Origin of the sequence: Pseudomonas yamanorum (assembly GCF_900105735.1) — a bacterium.
Lineage (GTDB): Bacteria > Pseudomonadota > Gammaproteobacteria > Pseudomonadales > Pseudomonadaceae > Aquipseudomonas > Aquipseudomonas yamanorum.
This window is the reverse complement of record NZ_LT629793.1, coordinates 4,056,742-4,076,300: the sequence shown is the minus strand read 5'-3', so window position 1 is coordinate 4,076,300 and position 19,559 is coordinate 4,056,742. Positions and strand designations below refer to the sequence as shown.

At 59.9% G+C, this 19,559-nt stretch carries 17 protein-coding genes; 14 read left to right on the top strand and 3 right to left on the bottom strand.

The annotated features are described in order from the left end of the window. Window positions 1–54 precede the first annotated feature (54 nt). The 11 genes from BLU46_RS19145 (at window position 55) to BLU46_RS19095 (ending at window position 14,143) form a co-directional block, all read left to right on the top strand. On the top strand, window positions 55–2,865 hold the full coding sequence (locus tag BLU46_RS19145; protein ID WP_093204444.1) for an LPS-assembly protein LptD: 2,811 nt from the start codon (window positions 55–57) through the stop codon (window positions 2,863–2,865). Further along, window positions 2,846–4,183: a peptidylprolyl isomerase gene (locus BLU46_RS19140; protein WP_408003252.1), complete on the top strand. Its 1,338-nt coding sequence runs from the start codon at window positions 2,846–2,848 to the stop codon at window positions 4,181–4,183. Before BLU46_RS19145 ends, BLU46_RS19140 begins: the two co-directional genes overlap by 20 nt. After that, the gene (gene pdxA / locus BLU46_RS19135) at window positions 4,180–5,169 is read left to right on the top strand and encodes a 4-hydroxythreonine-4-phosphate dehydrogenase PdxA (RefSeq protein WP_093204434.1); all 990 of its coding nucleotides are present in this window, start codon (window positions 4,180–4,182) and stop codon (window positions 5,167–5,169) included. Before BLU46_RS19140 ends, pdxA begins: the two co-directional genes overlap by 4 nt. Further along, window positions 5,166–5,978: a 16S rRNA (adenine(1518)-N(6)/adenine(1519)-N(6))-dimethyltransferase RsmA gene (gene rsmA / locus BLU46_RS19130; protein ID WP_076017896.1), complete on the top strand. Its 813-nt coding sequence runs from the start codon at window positions 5,166–5,168 to the stop codon at window positions 5,976–5,978. Before pdxA ends, rsmA begins: the two co-directional genes overlap by 4 nt. Before the next feature lie 106 nt (window positions 5,979–6,084). After that, a complete protein-coding gene (gene apaG / locus BLU46_RS19125; RefSeq protein ID WP_017476354.1) occupies window positions 6,085–6,465 on the top strand; it encodes a Co2+/Mg2+ efflux protein ApaG in 381 nt (126 codons plus the stop codon). Beyond that, window positions 6,465–7,316 (top strand): symmetrical bis(5'-nucleosyl)-tetraphosphatase, encoded by an 852-nt coding sequence (locus BLU46_RS19120; RefSeq protein ID WP_093204430.1) that lies wholly within the window; start codon window positions 6,465–6,467, stop codon window positions 7,314–7,316. Before apaG ends, BLU46_RS19120 begins: the two co-directional genes overlap by 1 nt. Window positions 7,317–7,349: 33 nt before the next feature. Beyond that, on the top strand, window positions 7,350–7,679 hold the full coding sequence (gene glpE, locus BLU46_RS19115) for a thiosulfate sulfurtransferase GlpE (RefSeq protein ID WP_017476356.1): 330 nt from the start codon (window positions 7,350–7,352) through the stop codon (window positions 7,677–7,679). A gap of 285 nt (window positions 7,680–7,964) precedes the next feature. Further along, window positions 7,965–9,887: a PrkA family serine protein kinase gene (locus BLU46_RS19110; RefSeq protein ID WP_003210999.1), complete on the top strand. Its 1,923-nt coding sequence runs from the start codon at window positions 7,965–7,967 to the stop codon at window positions 9,885–9,887. 126 nt (window positions 9,888–10,013) lie between these two features. Then, window positions 10,014–11,285: a YeaH/YhbH family protein gene (locus tag BLU46_RS19105; protein WP_003211000.1), complete on the top strand. Its 1,272-nt coding sequence runs from the start codon at window positions 10,014–10,016 to the stop codon at window positions 11,283–11,285. Further along, on the top strand, window positions 11,282–12,844 hold the full coding sequence (locus BLU46_RS19100) for a SpoVR family protein (protein WP_017476358.1): 1,563 nt from the start codon (window positions 11,282–11,284) through the stop codon (window positions 12,842–12,844). Before BLU46_RS19105 ends, BLU46_RS19100 begins: the two co-directional genes overlap by 4 nt. A gap of 63 nt (window positions 12,845–12,907) precedes the next feature. After that, complete coding sequence (locus BLU46_RS19095; RefSeq protein ID WP_093204425.1) at window positions 12,908–14,143, top strand: multifunctional CCA addition/repair protein; 1,236 nt, start codon at window positions 12,908–12,910, stop codon at window positions 14,141–14,143. Here BLU46_RS19095 and folK read toward each other — a convergent pair. Both folK and folB read right to left on the bottom strand, forming a co-directional pair. After that, on the bottom strand, window positions 14,113–14,631 hold the full coding sequence (gene folK / locus BLU46_RS19090; RefSeq protein ID WP_063026752.1) for a 2-amino-4-hydroxy-6-hydroxymethyldihydropteridine diphosphokinase: 519 nt from the start codon (window positions 14,629–14,631) through the stop codon (window positions 14,113–14,115). The two genes, BLU46_RS19095 and folK, sit on opposite strands and share 31 nt — an antisense overlap. After that, on the bottom strand, window positions 14,622–14,975 hold the full coding sequence (folB, locus tag BLU46_RS19085) for a dihydroneopterin aldolase (protein WP_003211007.1): 354 nt from the start codon (window positions 14,973–14,975) through the stop codon (window positions 14,622–14,624). The genes folK and folB overlap by 10 nt, the downstream gene beginning before the upstream one ends. A 74-nt stretch (window positions 14,976–15,049) precedes the next feature. Between folB and plsY the strand changes: the two genes are divergently transcribed. Then, complete coding sequence (plsY, locus tag BLU46_RS19080) at window positions 15,050–15,619, top strand: glycerol-3-phosphate 1-O-acyltransferase PlsY (RefSeq protein ID WP_017476362.1); 570 nt, start codon at window positions 15,050–15,052, stop codon at window positions 15,617–15,619. Window positions 15,620–15,652: 33 nt separating this feature from the next. Here the strand turns inward: plsY and tsaD are convergent, their stop codons facing one another. Beyond that, complete coding sequence (gene tsaD / locus BLU46_RS19075; RefSeq protein ID WP_063026750.1) at window positions 15,653–16,678, bottom strand: tRNA (adenosine(37)-N6)-threonylcarbamoyltransferase complex transferase subunit TsaD; 1,026 nt, start codon at window positions 16,676–16,678, stop codon at window positions 15,653–15,655. Window positions 16,679–16,881: 203 nt separating this feature from the next. Here tsaD and rpsU point away from each other — a divergent pair, with 203 nt between their 5' ends. After that, window positions 16,882–17,097: a 30S ribosomal protein S21 gene (gene rpsU / locus BLU46_RS19070; RefSeq protein WP_002551877.1), complete on the top strand. Its 216-nt coding sequence runs from the start codon at window positions 16,882–16,884 to the stop codon at window positions 17,095–17,097. Window positions 17,098–17,542: 445 nt separating this feature from the next. Continuing rightward, a complete protein-coding gene (gene dnaG / locus BLU46_RS19065; RefSeq protein ID WP_093204420.1) occupies window positions 17,543–19,504 on the top strand; it encodes a DNA primase in 1,962 nt (653 codons plus the stop codon). Window positions 19,505–19,559: the final 55 nt, after the last annotated feature.

The window sequence follows — 19,559 nt, the reverse complement described above, 5'->3', positions numbered from 1 at the left end:
GGCGTGCGGCCCACACCGCGGGCAGATGGCACGCAGGAAGCCCGGACTAATAAGATGGCATTGAAATCCCCCGCGTTTCGTAGAAAATTTCCGTTGCTGGTAACCGGCAGTCTGCTGGCCATGCAACCTTTCGCCACCTCATTCGTGGTCGCCGCGGAACAGTATGACTGCTCAGTCTCTGCTTCGGGTGCCTGGGATTGCGCGCCGAAGACGGCCGCAGCCCCGCTGCCACCGCGCCCGGTGCATGACGGCAGTGCCGTCAGCTCCGCCAGTGGCACGCCGCAAGGCGAGTCCGGCGGCAGTGCCGAGGCAGTGCCGCAGACCACGCTGGTCACCGAGGCCAAGGGCCGTGGCCTGCGTTCGCGCAGCGCCGACTACAGCCATCTGGACTGGGTCCCTCGCGAGAAGCTCACCGCTGCGCAACTGGCCGAAACCGGCCCGTACTGCTCCGGCGCGTACATCGAGCCGATCCGTCCTGGCATGAACGACAAGACGAACAAGAGCGACGCGCCGACCTTCATCGGCGCCAAGGTCTCTCGTTACGAGCAGGAACAGCAGGTTGCTTCCCTGGCCGGTGACGTCGTCATGCGCCAGGGCAGCATGCAGGTCGAGGCCGACGAGGCCAACCTTTACCAGGCCGAGAACCGTGGCGAGCTGAACGGCAACGTCCGTCTGCGCGACAACGGCGCCCTGCTGGTGGGCGACCACGCTGAAGTCCAACTGGACACCGGTGCCGCCAAGGTCGACAACGCCGAATACGTGATGCACAAATCGCGCATCCGCGGCAACGCGCTGTACGCCAAGCGCGCCGAGAACGCGATCATCCGTCTCAAGGACGGTACGTACACCACCTGTGAACCGAACAGCAACGCCTGGCAGCTCAAGGGCAACAACATCACGCTCAACCCGGCCACGGGTTTTGGTACGGCGACCAACGTAACGTTGCGAGTGAAGGACATTCCGATCCTTTACACCCCGTACATCTACTTCCCGATCGACAACCGTCGTCAATCCGGCTTCCTGCCGCCGAGTTTCAGCACCGGCAGCGAGACTGGCTTCACGTTGGTTACGCCGTACTACTTCAACCTGGCGCCGAACTACGATGCCACGTTGTACCCGCAATACATGACCAAGCGCGGCATGTTGATGGAAGGCGAATTCCGCTACCTCACCAAGTCCAGCGAAGGGCAGTTTGGCGGCGCGTACCTGAACGACGATAGCGACGAGCGCAAGCTGCAGACCGACTACGAAAAAACTCGTTATATGCTCAACTGGCAGCATAAGGGCGGGCTGGATTCCCGTGTAATGACCCAGGTCGATTACACCAATATCAGCGACCCTTATTACTTCCAGGATTTGAAGTCCTATCAGGAAGGGATCAAGACTCAGGACTACGTGAATCAGCAAGGTTCCGTGACCTATCGTGGCGATACCTACCAGGCGCGGCTGAACCTGCAGGCTTACCAGCTGGCGACGATTTCCCAGATCACTCCGTATGACCGCCTGCCGCAGATCACCTTCAACGGTGCGCTGCCGTACCATCCTGGTGGGTTGAACTTCACTTACGAGACCGAAGCAGTACGCTTTGATCGAGATCTTGAGAAAGGAACCTTCACCGATGAAAACGGCCTGGTGTCGCCTCGTCTGGACACTTATGTAACAGGCCTGACTCGTGCAAACGGTACTCGCCTGACTGCTGCGCCAGCTGTCGAATACCCGATGAACTGGACCTACGGTTTTGTTACGCCGAAGTTGAAGTACGTTTACACCAAGTACGATCTTGATTTGGATAGCACGGGTAAAGACCAGATTGTGGCAGCGCAAGCAGCGGCAACTGCAGCCAACCCTTATGTGGGCGGCACGTTCAAAAGCTCGCAGGACCGTGCGATACCCATTGCCAGCTTGGACACCGGCCTCTATTTCGACCGCAATACCCAACTGTTCGGCGACAACTATCGCCAAACCCTCGAACCACGCATGTTCTACCTCTACGTTCCGTATAAGAACCAGGAAGACATTCCGGTATTCGACTCTGGCGAAACCACGTTCAACTACGCTTCGCTGTTCCGCGATAACCGGTTCGTGGGCGGCGACCGCGTCGGCGACGAAAACAAGCTGTCCTTTGGCCTGACAAGTCGCTGGATTCAAGACAACGGCTTTGAACGTCAACGTGTCAGCATCGGCCAGGCTGTGTACTTCAAGGACCGCGAAGTGCAACTGCCAGGTATCGATGCAGCGACCCGCGACGACGCGCACGAAAATGTTTCTCCGATCGCCCTGGACTACTCGTTCCGTTTCAACCGCGATTGGCGCGCCACCGCCGACTACAATTGGGACACCACCACCCACAGCCCGCGCTCCGGCAGCGCGATGTTCCACTACCAGCCGGAAGACAACCCGAACAAGGTTATCAACGTCGGTTATCGCTATCGCAATGACCAGGTGGTCTACAACCAATTGACCGGCAAATGGCAGTTCGGTGGCGATTACGGTACCGAGGGTCAACCGAACTTCGTGAAGGATTACTACAAAATCCAGCAACACGACTTCTCGATGATGTGGCCGATCGTTCCGCAGTGGAACCTGATCACCCGCTGGCAGTATGACTATGCCCGCAACCGCACCCTGGAAGCTTTCGGTGGTTTCGAGTACGACAACTGCTGCTGGAAACTGCGCGTCATCAACCGTTACTGGGTTTCCAACGACGAATACAGCCAGATCGCCCCGCTGAACGAAAAGGGTGACCACGGGCTCTTCTTCCAGATCGTCCTTAAAGGACTCGGCGGCCTGACCGGCGCCAAGGTAGAGAGCTTCCTCGACAAAGGCATTGAAGGTTATCGTGAACGTGAAGACCAAGCTTTCTGATTGTCTGCGCCCGCTGATGCTGGGCGCGCTGTTCCTGGGTACTGCCGCAGTACACGCTGCGGTTCAACCGCTGGACAAGGTAGTGGCCATCGTCGATAACGACGTAATCATGCAGAGCCAACTGGACCAACGGGTCAAGGAAGTTCAGCAAACCATCGCCAAGCGCGGTGGCGGCGTACCGCCGACCAGCGTGCTGGACCAGCAGGTGCTCGAGCGCCTGATCGTTGAAAACCTGCAATTGCAGATCGGCGATCGTTCCGGCATCCGTATCAGCGACGAAGAATTGAACCAGGCTGTCGGCACCATCGCCCAGCGCAACAACATGAGTGTTGATCAGTTCCGCGCCGCCCTGGCTCACGACGGTCTGTCCTATGAGGACGCCCGTGACCAGATTCGCCGCGAAATGATCATCAGCCGTGTGCGTCAGCGCCGTGTGGCCGAGCGGGTTCAAGTGTCCGAGCAGGAAGTGAAGAACTTCCTGGCCTCTGACCTTGGCAAGATGCAGCTTTCCGAAGAACTGCACCTGGCCAACATCCTGGTTCCTACCCCAGACAGCGCCAACGCAGAACAGCTCAACGCTGCTGCGGCGAAAACCCAGGCCATCTATGACCGTCTCAAGCAAGGTGCTGACTTTGCCCAGATGGCCATTGCCCAATCCGGCAGCGACAACGCCCTCGAGGGCGGTGACATGGGCTGGCGTAAAGCCGCTCAACTGCCACCACCGTTCGACCGCGAGCTGAGCGCCATGGAAGTGGGTGGCATCACCCAGCCTGCGCGTACACCAGGCGGCTTCATCATCCTCAAGTTGCTCGGCAAGCGCGGTGGCGAAGAAGCCCAGATGAAGGACGAAGTTCACGTTCGTCACATCCTGGTCAAGCCAAGCGAGATCCGTACCGAAGCCCAAACCAAGGAACTGGCCCAGAAGCTCTATGACCGCATCGAAGCGGGCGAAGACTTCGGCGAGCTGGCGAAGAGCTATTCCGAAGACCCGGGTTCGGCGCTTAACGGCGGTGATCTGAACTGGATCGACCCGAAAGCACTGGTTCCCGAGTTCCAGGACGTCATGGCCAAGACTCCGCAAGGCGTACTGTCCAAGCCGTTCAAGACCCAATATGGCTGGCATGTGCTGGAAGTCCTTGGCCGTCGCGCCACTGACAACACCGCTCAAGCCCGCGAGCAACAAGCCCTGACCGTGCTGCGTAACCGCAAATACGACGAAGAGCTGCAAACCTGGTTGCGTCAGATCCGTGACGAAGCCTACGTAGAGAACAAGCTTCCTGGCGCCGACCAAACAGGCACCGACCAGGCAGCCCAGTGAAACCCAAGCGTTTCGCATTGACACCCGGCGAGCCGGCCGGCATTGGTCCTGACCTGTGCCTGCTGCTCGCCTCGCACACCCAGCCACACCCCCTGATTGCCATCACCAGCCGCGACTTGCTCCTTGAGCGGGCCGCGCAGCTGGGCGTGGCCGTCGATCTGCTATCGGTGGGCCCAGGCAACTGGCCTGACCTTCCGGCACCGGCAAACAGCCTGTACGTATGGGATACCCCGCTGGCGGCCAAGGTCGTCGCCGGGCAACTGGACAAGGCCAACGCTGCCTTCGTCCTGGAAACCCTGACCCGAGCCGGCCAGGGCTGCATCGACGGGGATTTCGCCGGAATGATCACCGCGCCCGTACACAAGGGCGTGATCAATGAATCGGGGATCGCCTTTTCCGGCCATACCGAATTCCTCGCTGAGCTGACCCACACCGAACAAGTGGTGATGATGCTGGCAACGGGCGACCTGCGGGTGGCGCTGGTGACCACTCACCTGCCCCTGCGGGAGATTGCCGACGCCATTACCCCCGAGCGCCTGGAGCGTGTCACACGCATCCTGCACGCCGACCTGCAACAGAAATTCGGCATCGCCCAACCACGCATCCTGGTCTGCGGGCTCAACCCCCACGCCGGTGAAGGTGGCCACCTGGGCCATGAAGAAATCGACATCATCGAACCAACCCTGGAACGTCTGCGCCTTGAGGGCATGGACCTGCGCGGCCCATTGCCTGCCGACACTCTGTTTACCCCCAAATATCTGGAGCACTGCGACGCAGTGCTGGCGATGTACCATGACCAGGGGCTGCCCGTGCTGAAGTACAAAGGCTTCGGCGCCGCCGTCAACGTGACGCTGGGCCTGCCGATCATCCGCACCTCCGTCGACCATGGCACCGCCCTGGACCTCGCAGGCAGCGGCAAGATCGATACCGGCAGCCTGCACGTGGCCCTGGAAACCGCCTATCAGATGGCCGAGACCCGTATATGACCGAGCATTACCAACACCGGGCGCGCAAGCGTTTCGGGCAAAACTTCCTGCACGATGCTGGCGTGATTGACCGCATCCTGCGCTCCATCCATGCCAAGCCCGAAGACCGCCTGCTGGAAATCGGCCCAGGCCAAGGCGCCCTGACCCAAGGCCTGCTGAAGAGCGGCGGCCAGTTGGACGTGGTTGAGTTGGACAAGGACCTGATCCCGATCCTCAACCAGCAGTTCGCCGGCATGCCCAACTTCAACCTGCACCAGGGCGATGCGCTGAAGTTCGACTTCACCAGCCTCAATGCGGCGCCCAACAGCCTGCGGGTGGTCGGCAACCTGCCGTACAACATCTCCACCCCGCTGATTTTTCACCTGCTGAACAACGCTGGCATCATCCGCGACATGCACTTCATGCTGCAAAAGGAAGTGGTTGAGCGTCTGGCCGCAGGCCCTGGCGGCGGTGATTGGGGTCGTCTGTCGATCATGGTTCAGTACCATTGCCGCGTAGAGCATCTGTTCAACGTCGGCCCGGGCGCGTTCAACCCGCCGCCGAAGGTCGACTCCGCCATCGTGCGCCTGGTGCCTCACGCGGTGCTGCCGCACCCGGCCAAGGACCACAAATTGCTGGAGCGCGTGGTACGCGAAGCGTTTAACCAACGCCGCAAGACCTTGCGCAATACGCTGAAGGCTTTGCTCAGCAACGCTGAAATCGAAGCTGCCGGCGTCGACGGCAGCCTGCGCCCTGAGCAGCTGGACCTGGCCGCCTTCGTGCGCCTGGCTGACCAGCTCGCCATTCAGCCTGCACCAGCGGCCGAATAAGTAGAGTCGGGCACGGCCAGACAGCATGTCTGGCCTAGTGCCCACCACTTGGCCTAGACTGATCGGCATCCGCTGTTCCCCCGCTTTTGCTTTTAAGGCCTCTTGCATGTCCGATCCTCGTTATCAGATCGACGTCAGCGTCGTCACCCGCTTCCTGGCGGAACAATCGCAACCCGAGCAGAACCGTTTTGCGTTCGCCTACACCATTACCGTGCAAAACAACGGCGAGCTGCCTGCCAAGCTGCTGTCGCGCCACTGGGTCATCACCGACGGTGACGGCCAGGTAGAGGAAGTCCGCGGCGCCGGCGTGGTCGGCCAACAACCGCTGATCGCCCCCGGCAAGAGCCACACCTACAGCAGCGGCACCGTCATGACGTCCCGCGTCGGCAACATGCAAGGCAGCTACCAGATGCTCGCCGAGGACGGCAAACACTTCGACGCCATCATCGCCCCGTTCCGCCTCGCGGTACCTGGAGCCTTGCACTGATGGCGACGTATGCCGTCGGTGACCTGCAAGGCTGCCTGGAACCGCTCAAGTGCCTGCTCGACCGTGTGGCCTTCGATCCAGCCAAGGATCGCCTGTGGCTGGTAGGCGACTTGGTCAACCGTGGCCCGCAATCCCTGGAAACCCTGCGCTTCCTTTATGGCATACGCGATTCCCTGGTGTGTGTGCTGGGCAATCATGACCTGCACCTGCTGGCCGCCGGCAATAACATCGAGCGTCTGAAAAAGGGCGATACCCTGCGGGAAATCCTCGAAGCGCCGGATCGCACCGAACTGCTTGACTGGCTGCGCCGGCAAAAAATCATGCACTACGACGAGAGCCGCGACACCGCGCTGGTGCATGCCGGGATTCCACCGCAGTGGACGCTGAAGAAAGCCCTCAAGTGTGCAGGCGAAGTCGAAGCCGCCCTGGCCGACGACAACCTGTACACGGCTTACCTGGATGGCATGTACGGCAACGATCCCGCGAAGTGGGACAACGATCTGACCGGCGTCGCCCGCCTGCGGGTAATCACCAACTACTTCACCCGCATGCGCTTCTGCACCGCCGAAGGCAAACTGGACCTCAAGAGCAAGGAAGGCGCCGACACCGCGCTGCCCGGCTACAAGCCCTGGTTTGCCCACAAGGAACGCAAGACCCGTGAAACGAAGATCATCTTCGGCCACTGGGCAGCCCTGGAAGGCAAATGCGATGAACCCGGTGTATTCGCCCTCGACACCGGCTGCGTGTGGGGCGGCGCCATGACCCTGATGAACATCGACACCGGCGAGCGCTCGAGCTGCCAGTGCGACTCCCCCGTTCCCGAACAACTGCAGGCCACGGCAAAGCGCTGAGCTGCGCTTTCACACAGGCCAAAGGAGCCCGCCATGACTGAATTCAAACGTATCCCTCCCGAGCAAGCCCAGGCGCTGCGCGAAAAAGGCGCAGTGGTTGTCGACATCCGTGACCAGCCGACCTACATCGCCGGCCACATCAGTGGTGCCCAGCACCTGGACAACCACAACATCGCCGACTTCATCCGCGCCGCCGACCTCGACGCGCCGGTCATCGTGGCGTGCTACCACGGCAACTCCAGCCAAAGCGCCGCCGCCTACCTGGTGAGCCAGGGCTTCTCCGACGTCTATAGCCTCGACGGTGGATTTGAGCTATGGCGTACGACCTATCCTGCAGAAATTGCCGCAGGCGACGCGCAATAATTTTTTTCAAACCCCGCTACCCCGCGTGACGCTTGGCCTCGCGCCGTTTCTGACGAACGGCGCGGCCAAACTAATTTCGTATCGCGCCTTGAACTCCCGGATTCCGAACTATCCTTAAGCGCAGGCCATCCAAAACAGGGGAGAGCCGGTACACCGGCGTGCGGGTCATCGGTAGCGTTTCAGGGTGTTCTGGGGGGAAAACGGCCATTGGTGTCCACCAATGGCTGCCAGCATCGACTGATTGATCCGGCGTCGGCTCCACGTATCGAGCGAGGTGACGACGTCATGAGTATTTTTAGCCACTTCCAACAACGCTTCGAGTCCACCCGCCAGGAAGAGCTCTCGCTTCAGGAGTATCTCGAACTGTGCAAAAAGGACCGCAGCGCCTACGCGTCTGCCGCTGAACGCCTGCTGTTGGCGATCGGCGAGCCGGAGCTGGTGGACACCGCAGCCAATTCGCGCCTGTCGCGAATTTTCTCGAACAAGGTGATCCGTCGCTATCCGGCCTTTGAAGACTTCCACGGCATGGAAGAATGCATTGACCAGATCGTCTCGTATTTCCGCCATGCCGCCCAAGGCCTGGAAGAGAAGAAACAGATCCTCTATCTGCTCGGTCCCGTCGGCGGGGGCAAGTCGTCCCTGGCCGAGAAGCTCAAACAACTGATCGAAAAGGTGCCGTTCTACGCAATCAAGGGCTCGCCTGTGTTCGAGTCGCCCCTGGGGCTGTTCAACGCCACGGAAGATGGCGCGATCCTCGAAGAGGACTTCGGCATTCCACGGCGCTACCTCAACACCATCATGTCGCCCTGGGCGACCAAGCGCCTGGCCGAGTTCGGCGGCGACATCAGCCAGTTCCGGGTGGTGAAACTCTATCCATCGATCCTCAACCAGATCGCCGTGGCCAAGACCGAACCGGGTGACGAGAATAACCAGGACATCTCGGCGCTGGTGGGTAAGGTCGATATCCGCAAACTCGAAGAATTCCCGCAGAACGATGCCGACGCCTACAGCTACTCGGGGGCACTGTGCCGGGCCAACCAGGGCCTGATGGAGTTCGTGGAGATGTTCAAGGCACCGATCAAGGTGCTGCACCCACTGCTCACCGCGACGCAGGAGGGTAACTACAACAGTACCGAAGGCCTGGGGGCGATTCCGTTTACCGGGATCCTGCTGGCCCACTCCAACGAATCGGAGTGGCACACCTTCCGCAACAACAAGAACAACGAAGCCTTCATCGACCGGATCTACATCGTCAAGGTGCCGTACTGCCTGCGGGTCAGCGATGAAATCAAGATTTACGACAAGCTGCTGTTCAACAGCTCCCTGGCCAAGGCCCATTGCGCGCCTGACACCCTGAAGATGCTGGCCCAGTTCACCGTGTTGTCGCGCCTCAAGGAGCCGGAAAACTCCAACATCTACTCGAAGATGCGGGTGTACGACGGCGAAAACCTCAAGGACACCGATCCGAAGGCCAAGTCGATCCAGGAATACCGCGATACCGCGGGCGTTGACGAGGGCATGAACGGCCTGTCGACACGCTTTGCGTTCAAGATCCTTTCCAAGGTCTTCAACTTCGACCCGCACGAAATCGCCGCCAACCCGGTGCACCTGCTCTACGTGCTGGAACAGCAGATCGAACAGGAACAGTTCCAGGCTGAAACCCGCGAGCGCTACCTGCGCTTCCTCAAGGAATACCTGGCACCGCGCTACATCGAGTTCATCGGCAAGGAAATCCAGACCGCGTACCTGGAGTCCTACAGCGAATACGGCCAGAACATCTTCGACCGCTATGTGCTGTATGCAGACTTCTGGATCCAGGACCAGGAATACCGCGACCCGGAAACCGGCGAGATCCTCAACCGCGTGGCCCTCAACGAGGAACTGGAAAAGATCGAAAAACCCGCCGGCATCAGCAATCCGAAGGATTTCCGCAACGAAATCGTCAACTTCGTGCTGCGCGCCCGGGCCAACAACAACGGCAAGAACCCTACCTGGCTCAGCTACGAGAAGCTGCGGGTGGTCATCGAGAAGAAAATGTTCTCCAACACCGAGGATCTGCTGCCGGTCATCAGCTTCAACGCCAAGGCCAGCAAGGAGGACCAGCAAAAACACAACGACTTCGTCACTCGTATGGTCGAGCGTGGCTACACCGACAAACAGGTACGACTGCTCTCCGAGTGGTACTTGCGGGTCCGCAAATCGCAGTAAGGCAGCGACAAGCGTGCAATGCCAGGCTCCCGGTACACCGGACAGCCTGGCAATCGACCGCTTGTCTTTAAGCTTCCAGCTTGCCGCTTGAAGCTTGTAACTTGAAGCTGCCCGGAGGGCTCCTACATGAGCTATGTGATCGACCGACGTCTCAATGGCAAGAACAAGAGCACGGTAAACCGCCAGCGGTTCCTGCGGCGTTACCGTGACCACATCAAAAAGGCCGTCGAAGAGGCCGTCAGCCGCCGCTCCATCACTGACATGGAGCATGGCGAACAGATCAGCATTCCCGGACGGGATATCGATGAACCGGTGCTGCATCACGGCCGGGGCGGCAAACAGACTGTCGTGCATCCCGGCAACAAGGAATTCACCAGCGGCGAACATATCCAGCGCCCCCAAGGCGGCGCGGGCGGCAAAGGCCCGGGCAAGGCTGGTAACTCCGGCGAAGGCATGGACGAGTTCGTGTTCCAGATCACCCAGGAAGAGTTCCTGGAATTCATGTTCGAAGACCTGGAACTGCCCAACCTGGTCAAACGCAACCTGACCGGTACCGACACCTTCAAGACCGTGCGCGCGGGGATCAGCAACGAAGGCAACCCCTCACGGATCAACATCATCCGCACCCTGCGTTCGGCCCATGCGCGGCGTATTGCCCTGTCTGGCAGCAGCCGGGCAAAACTGCGGGATGCCAAGGCAGAACTGGAGCGCCTGAAACGGGAAGAGCCAGACAACTTCGGCGATATTCAGGAAATCGAAGCTGAAATTGCCAAACTCAGCGCGCGAATCCACCGCGTGCCGTTTCTCGACACCTTCGACTTGAAGTACAACCTGCTGGTCAAGCAACCCAATCCCAGCTCCAAGGCAGTGATGTTCTGCCTGATGGACGTGTCCGGCTCCATGACCCAGGCGACCAAGGACATCGCCAAGCGCTTCTTCATCCTGCTGTACCTGTTCCTCAAGCGTAACTACGACAAGATCGATGTGGTGTTCATCCGCCATCACACCAGCGCCCGGGAAGTCGACGAAGAGGAGTTTTTCTACTCGCGGGAAACCGGCGGCACCATCGTTTCCAGCGCCTTGAAGCTGATGCAGGAAATCATGGCTGAACGTTATCCGGCCAACGAGTGGAACATCTACGCCGCCCAGGCCTCCGACGGCGACAACTGGAATGACGACTCACCCATTTGCCGCGACATCCTGATCAACCAGATCATGCCGTTCGTGCAGTACTACACCTACGTCGAAATCACCCCGCGTGAACATCAGGCGCTGTGGTTCGAATACGAGCGCATCAGCGAAGCCTTCGCTGACACCTTCGCCCAGCAACAATTGGTCTCGGCCGGCGATATCTATCCGGTCTTCCGTGAACTCTTCCAGCGCAGGTTAGTGACATGACCGCCAAAGAGCATAAGCGCCAACCCATATCCACGGGGTCCGAATGGACCTTCGAACTGATCCAGGCCTATGACCGGGAAATCAGCCGCATCGCGGCGGGTTATGCCCTGGACACCTACCCCAACCAGATCGAAGTGATCACCGCCGAACAGATGATGGACGCCTACGCGTCCGTGGGCATGCCCCTCGGATATCACCACTGGTCCTACGGCAAACACTTCCTCAGCACCGAAAAGTCCTACACCCGCGGCCAGATGGGCCTGGCCTACGAGATCGTCATCAACTCCGACCCTTGCATTGCCTACCTGATGGAAGAAAACACCATCTGCATGCAGGCACTGGTGGTAGCCCATGCGTGCTACGGACATAACAGCTTTTTCAAGGGTAACTACCTGTTCCGCACCTGGACCGATGCCAGCTCGATCATCGATTACCTGGTGTTCGCCAAGCAGTACATCATGCAGTGCGAGGAGCGCCACGGCATCGACGCGGTGGAAGACCTGCTGGACTCCTGCCATGCCCTGATGAACTACGGCGTAGACCGTTACAAACGCCCGTACCCGATTTCCGCCGAAGAAGAACGGCTGCGCCAGAAGGACCGTGAAGAGCATCTGCAAAAGCAGATCAACGACCTGTGGCGCACCATTCCGAAACGCGCCGGCAAAAACAGCGACAAGGACAATGCACGCTTCCCCGCCGAACCTCAGGAAAACATCCTGTACTTCATCGAAAAGCACGCGCCGTTGCTGGAGCCCTGGCAAAGGGAAATCGTGCGGATCGTGCGCAAGATTGCCCAGTACTTCTATCCACAACGCCAGACCCAGGTGATGAACGAGGGCTGGGCCACGTTCTGGCACTACACCCTGATGAACGACCTGTACGACGAAGGCCTGGTGACCGACGGCTTCATGATGGAGTTCCTGACGTCCCATACCAGCGTGGTCTATCAACCGGGCTTCGACAGTCCGTACTACAGCGGCATCAACCCGTATGCTCTGGGTTTTGCCATGTACCGTGACATCCGGCGCATGTGTGAACACCCTACCGAAGAAGACCGCCGCTGGTTCCCGGAGATTGCCGGCAGCGATTGGTTGTCGACGATCAAGTTCGCCATGAGCAGCTTCAAGGATGAAAGCTTCATCCTGCAGTACCTGTCACCTCAGGTGATTCGTGATCTCAAGCTGTTCAGCATCATGGACGACGACCTCAAGGACGACCTGCTGGTACCGGCGATTCATGATGAGCCGGGTTACCGCACCATCCGCGAGACCCTGGCAGCGCAGTACAACTTGGGCAACCGTGAACCCAACGTGCAGATCTACAGCATCGACGTACGCGGCGATCGCTCGCTGACCCTGCGCCACCAGCAACACGACCGTAAACCGCTGGGAGAGTCCACTGAAGAGGTCCTCAAGCACCTGCACCGGCTGTGGGGGTTCGATATCCACCTGGAAACCCTGCAAGGCGACCAAGTTATGAAAACCCACCACGTTCCGCCCCGCAACGAACACAGCGACAACGATTACGGCCGCCTGGACCTGGCCGTCGTGCATCTGTGAAACGGCAAAGCCTCCATTGGCGGGCCGCAGGCGTTATCCTGTGCCGCTAATGGAGGCTTTTTCATGCAAATCTACAAAGTCGGCGGTGCGGTGCGTGATCGCCTGCTGGGCATCCCGGTTACCGATGTCGACCGTGTCGTAGTCGGCGCTACCACTGAAGAAATGCTCGCCCTGGGCTACAAGCCCGTGGGTTCGGACTTCCCCGTCTTTCTTGACCCGAAAAACGGCGACGAGTACGCCCTCGCCCGCACGGAGCGCAAGAGCGGCCGGGGTTATGGTGGGTTTGTGTTTCACGCCAGTCCCGAAGTAACCCTAGAAGAAGACCTGATCCGCCGCGACCTGACCATCAATGCAATGGCAGAAGATGACGAGGGCAACCTGACCGATCCTTATCACGGTCAGCGCGACCTGGAAGCACGCATTCTGCGCCACGTTTCTCCCGCGTTTGCCGAAGATCCGCTCCGAGTCCTGCGCGTTGCTCGCTTTGCCGCGCGATACGCCAGCCTTGGTTTTCGCGTTGCGCCAGAAACCCTCGAACTGATGCGCGAACTCAGCAATTCAGGCGAGCTGGAAGCCCTGACACCTGAGCGCAGCTGGAAAGAAATTTCCCGCGCCCTGATGGAAGATCAGCCACAGGTATTTATCCAAGTGCTACGCGATTGCGGCGCGTTGAAAACCCTGATGCCTGAAATCGACGCGCTGTTCGGCGTACCACAACCAGAAGCCCATCACCCCGAGATCGATACCGGCATCCACACGCTGAGCGTGCTGGAGCAGGCGGCCATCCACGCCCAACCACTGACCGTGCGCTGGGCCTGCCTGCTGCACGACCTGGGCAAGGGCCTCACGCCTGTGGATAAATTGCCGCAGCACATTGCTCATGAACATCGCGGCCTGGCACTGATCAAGGCGGTGAACGAGCGCTTCAAGGTGCCAAGGGATTGCCAGGAACTGGCGTTACTGGTGGGCGAATATCACACCCACGGCCATCGCGCGCTGGAGCTGAGGCCTTCAACTTTGCTGGAGTTGCTGCAAAGCTTTGACGTTTATCGTCGCCCGCAGCGCTTTGAGGAATTTGTGGTGGCGTGCGAGATGGACGCCCGCGGCCGCAAAGGCCTTGAGCAGAGAAGTTATCCACAAGCGGATTATTTGCGCGGCGCGGCGCTCGCCGCACGGGGTGTCGCGGTCGCACCGCTACTGGAGCAAGGATTCAAGGGCCCCGAACTGGGTGAAGCGCTGAAACGCGAACGGCTCAAGGCGTTGAAAGCCTACAAGAGCGCATCCGGCGTTAACGGCTGATTCCGCCACTCGAAAGCGACCGGCGCCAGTACCTGATCGATTTGCGCATCCTGCCAAAGCGCGGCAAATGTCTTGCCTGCTTCAGGATGCACACGTCCCGGCGCCATCAACGACAGCGGCCACAGCACAAACGCGTTCTTCAGGATTTCGGCCCGGGGCAGAATCAGGCCATCGAAGTTACCCACCAACTCGCCATACAGCAGCACGTCGATGTCCAGCGGCAAGCCCTTGCGATCCGGGGCGTAGCGGCCATTGTCGGCCTCGATGAATTTCAGTCGGCGGTCCAGCTCCATCAACGGCAGGTCGGTATAGGCCGACACCACCAGATTGAAGAACGGCCCGCTCTTGATGCCCACCGGCTGGCTTTCAAACACCGGCGAACAGCGCAGATCCGTCAGGAAATCCGCCAGCGCATCGAGGCCAGCGCGTAAATGGGCCTCACGCTCGATATTGCTGCCAAGACCAAGGTAAACCTGAGTTAGCGACATCCGCGCTCGATCTCCACGCCCACGCCCTTGGCAGCCGGAACGGCGCCAGGCTTGGTCAGCTTGAGGTGCAGCCAGGGAATCTGGAATTCACTCATCAACACTTCAGCCAGGCGCTCGGCGAAGGTTTCCACCAGCTGGAACTGCGCCTGCTCGGCAAAGGCCTGGATGCGCGCGGACACGCTGGCGTAATCCAGCGCCAGCGTCAGGTCATCACCGGCGGCGGCCGGGCGATTATCCCAGGCGAAGCTCAGGTCCAGACGCAGGCACTGCCGGATACCGCGCTCCCAGTCGTAGGCCCCGATCACGGTGTCGACTTCCAGGCCTTCGATAAACACTCTGTCCAAGCACTCTTCTCCGCTGCACGACAAGGGCGCGATGCCCCGTTAGAATCAGGGCGTCCTCGCCCGGAATAGTTAGCATGTTTTGGTTACTGGCGACTCTCGCCTACCTGCTCGGCTCGCTGTCCTTCGCCATTTTGCTCAGCCGCCTGACGGGAAATCCCGACCCGCGAATGAGTGGCTCAGGCAATGCCGGCGCCACCAATATGTTGCGCCTGGCCGGCAAGAAACTCGCCGTATTGACACTGTTCGGTGACGTCTGCAAGGGCCTGTTGCCGGTGCTGATCGCCGATCTCGCCGGGCTGTCGCTGCAACAGCAAGCCTGGATCGGCGTCTGCGCGGTGCTCGGCCACCTGTTCCCGCTGTACTTCCGCTTCCGCGGCGGCAAAGGCGTTGCGACGGCGGCCGGCATGCTGCTGGGGATCTACCCACCGGCGGCGCTGCTGGCCATCCTGGCCTGGCTGCTGACGTTCTACCTGACCCGCACCAGCTCGCTGGCCGCATTGATCGCCACGCCCCTGACCCTGCCGTTGCTGGCCTGGCAGGAGCCGGCGGCGCTGGTGCCGATGAGCATGCTCACGCTGCTGATCGTCTGGCGCCATCGAGGCAATTTACGCGACCTGTTTGCCGGGCGCGAACGGCATTTTTAAATACGCCCGGTGAACCCGGTTCACGTTCGCCCGTTACAGCGGCGGCAACTGCTCCATCGGCCAGCGTGCCTGCACGCTGATTGCCAGGCTTTCATGCTGCCCGGCCTGCAAACGCTGGCAACCGGCATAAGCGATCATCGCGCCGTTATCGGTACAGAATTCGGGGCGGGCGTAAAATACGTCGCCCTTCATGTCGCTGAGCATTTTCTCCAGGGAGCTGCGCAACGCCTTGTTCGCACTGACGCCGCCCGCGATCACCAGGCGCTTCATGCCCGCCTGCTTCAGGGCCCGCTTGCACTTGATGGTCAAAGTCTCCACCACGGCCTGCTGGAACGCCAGCGAGATGTCGCAACGGGCTTGCTCACTGTCGTCTCCGGCGCTGACGCTCTGTTGCCAGGTGTTCAGGGCAGAGGTTTTCAAGCCGCTGAAGCTGAACATCAGGCCGGGGCGATCGCACATCGGACGCGGGAAGGTGTAGCGCCCTGCCACACCTTTTTCCGCCAACCGCGCGATTTCCGGACCGCCTGGATAATTGAGGCCCATCATCTTCGCGGTCTTGTCGAACGCTTCACCGGCCGCGTCGTCCAGGCTTTCGCCCAGCAGCGTGTATTGACCGATTCCGTCGACCTGAACCAGCTGCGTATGGCCACCTGAAACCAACAAAGCGACGAACGGGAACTCTGGCGGGTTTTCTTCCAGCATCGGCGCCAGTAAATGGCCTTCCATGTGGTGCACACCGAGGGCCGGAATGCCCCAGGCAAATGCCAGCGCTTGGGCGCAAGAGGCCCCAACCAGCAGGGCTCCGACCAATCCCGGGCCTGCGGTATAGGCAATGGCATCGATCTCGGTCGGCACGCAGCCGGCCTCGTCCAACACCTGGCGAATCAATGGCAGCATGCGTTTCACATGATCACGGCTGGCCAGCTCCGGCACCACGCCACCATAGGCGCGGTGCAGGTCGATCTGACTGAACAGTGCGTCGGCCAAAAGCCCGCGTTCACTGTCGTAAAGTGCGACACCGGTTTCATCGCACGAGGTTTCTAATCCCAGAACTAGCATGGGTTTGCGCCTTGTAGAGGCTGAATTCGAAGGCGCGCATAATAGTCGCCACTCCCCCTCCCGACTAGCGGTTTTCGATCAGAGGCTTTGCATTCCGGGCAATGAGGGGTTAACATCCGCAACCCTTAAAAACCGACGACCTCAGCCGCGAATTTTTTGCGACGAGAACGTTGATTCCCGGTAATGAAAGAAGGTAGCTCTGGATGCCAGCCGTCAAAGTAAAAGAGAACGAACCCTTCGACGTAGCTCTGCGTCGTTTCAAGCGCTCCTGCGAAAAAGCCGGTGTTCTGGCTGAAGTTCGTAGCCGCGAATTTTACGAGAAGCCAACTTCTGAGCGTAAGCGTAAAGCAGCAGCCGCTGTTAAGCGTCACGCCAAGAAAGTTCAGCGCGAGCAGCGCCGCGCCGTTCGTCTGTACTAATACACAGACGTTCGTAGCAAGCTTCTGCCAAGCCCGGCCCTCAGCCGGGCTGTTGGCATTTGCGGATATCGCTTGATGCTTCACCGTTGACGCCGCACATGCGACTGAAACGAACTGCTTCACACGTCAGGACTGGCTCTTTTGCCAGCGGTGCACGTCTCTTCTGACGAGCCTAACAAGGCTACTGACGAGCACACTTATTTTTTAACAGGCGATCAACAGGTCGGCTGCGCCCACCGATGAGCTTCCGAGGCCCCCACATGGCCAAGACCGGACTCCCGGGCAACATTTCTACGCCGGGCACTGATCGGAACTAACGTCAGTGAATGTTCGGCAGATACACTTCCTGACAGACCAAGCAGACGACAGTTGATCGAGCCGCACAATACGCGCGCCTTGAGCACTTTGCGGGCCCTCTTTTACACGCAGTGATGACGAGAACGCCATGGCCGGGCTAATTCCCCAGAGCTTTATTGACGACCTTCTGAACCGCACCGACATCGTCGATGTTGTCAGCTCGCGCCTGCAAATGAAAAAGGCCGGCAAGAACTACACCGCCTGCTGCCCGTTCCACAAGGAAAAGACCCCGTCCTTCAGCGTCAGCCCCGACAAGCAGTTCTACTACTGCTTTGGCTGCGGCGCTGGCGGCAACGCCCTCGGCTTCATCATGGACCACGACAACCTGGATTTCCCCCAGGCCGTCGAGGAACTGGCGAAAGCCGCCGGTATGGAAATCCCGCGCGAAGAAAGTGGCCGTCCGCACAAACCGCGGCAGCCCACCGATTCGCCGCTGTACCCCCTGCTCACCGCGGCCGCCGACTTTTACCGCCAGGCGCTGAAAAGCCACCCGCAGCGCAAAGCCGCCGTCGATTACCTCAAGGGCCGCGGCCTGACCGGTGAAATCGCCCGCGACTTCGGCCTCGGCTTCGCCCCGCCCGGCTGGGACAATCTGTACAAGCACCTGAGCAGTGACACCCTGCAGCAAAAAGCCATGATCGACGCCGGCCTGTTGGTGGAGAACGCCGAGACCGGCAAGCGCTATGACCGTTTCCGCGATCGAGTGATGTTCCCGATCCGTGACAGTCGCGGCCGCATCATCGCGTTCGGCGGCCGGGTGCTGGGGGACGACAAGCCCAAATACCTGAACTCACCGGAAACCCCGGTGTTTCACAAAGGGCAGGAGCTGTACGGCCTGTTTGAAGCGCGCAAGAACAATCGCAACCTCGACGAAATCATCGTGGTTGAAGGCTATATGGACGTGATCGCCCTGGCCCAGCAAGGCTTGCGCAATGCCGTGGCCACCCTGGGCACCGCAACCAGTGAAGAGCACTTGAAACGCCTGTTTCGCGTAGTGCCCAACGTGCTGTTCTGCTTCGACGGCGACCAGGCCGGCCGCAATGCCGCCTGGCGCGCCCTTGAGTCAACCCTGTCGAGCCTGCAGGACGGACGCCGCGCACGCTTCCTGTTCCTGCCCGAAGGCGAAGACCCGGACACCCTGGTCCGCTCCGAAGGTACCGATGCGTTCCGCGCGCGCATCAACCAGCACGCACAACCGCTGGCCGATTATTTTTTCCAGCAACTGACCGAAGAGTCCGACCCGCGCTCCCTCGAAGGCAAGGCCCATATGGTCACCCTCGCGGCACCGCTGATCGACAAGGTTCCGGGCGCCAACCTGCGGACCCTGATGCGCCAGCGACTGCTAGAAATTACCGGATTGAGTGGCGAGGCCGTCAGCCAGCTGGCGCGCAGCGCGCCGCAAGAGGCACCGCCGGCCTACGACCCGGGCATGGATTACGACGCGATGCCGGACTATTCCGACTTCCACCAACCGCAGGAGACCTACACGCCCCAGCAGGAGTGGACACCGAAGAAGCCCGGCGCCGGCGGCAAGAAATGGGACAAGAAACCTTGGGACAAAAACGGCAAACGTGGCGGTGACCGTGACGAACCGCGCGGCCCGCGCGTCCCAGCAGCAGTAGAGCCACCTACGATGGCGGCCCTGCGTACACTTTTGCACCACCCGCAACTGGCACAAAAAGTCGAAGATGCGGGGCACTTTGCGGCTGAAGACCACACCAATACACAACTGTTGGTGGCCCTGCTCGAAGCCGTACAGAAGAATCCTAAGCTAAACTCATTCCAGCTGATTGCACGCTGGCACGGCACCGAACAGGGCCGCTTGCTAAAGGCGTTGGCAGAAAAGGAATGGCTGATTGATGGCGATAACCTTGAACAACAGTTTTTCGACACCATTACTAGCTTGGTAGCTCGTCAACGCGAGCGAAACCTGGAACAACTTCTTCGAAAAGCGCGTCAGAGTGAATTGACCGCCGAAGAGAAAAATCAACTGCGCGACCTTTTAAGTCGCAATGTTTCCGCATCAAACCCGACCTCAGCTGGCGTGTGAGGTCATAGCTCGGGTATAATCCTCGGCTTGTTTTTTGCCCGCCAAGACCTTCAGT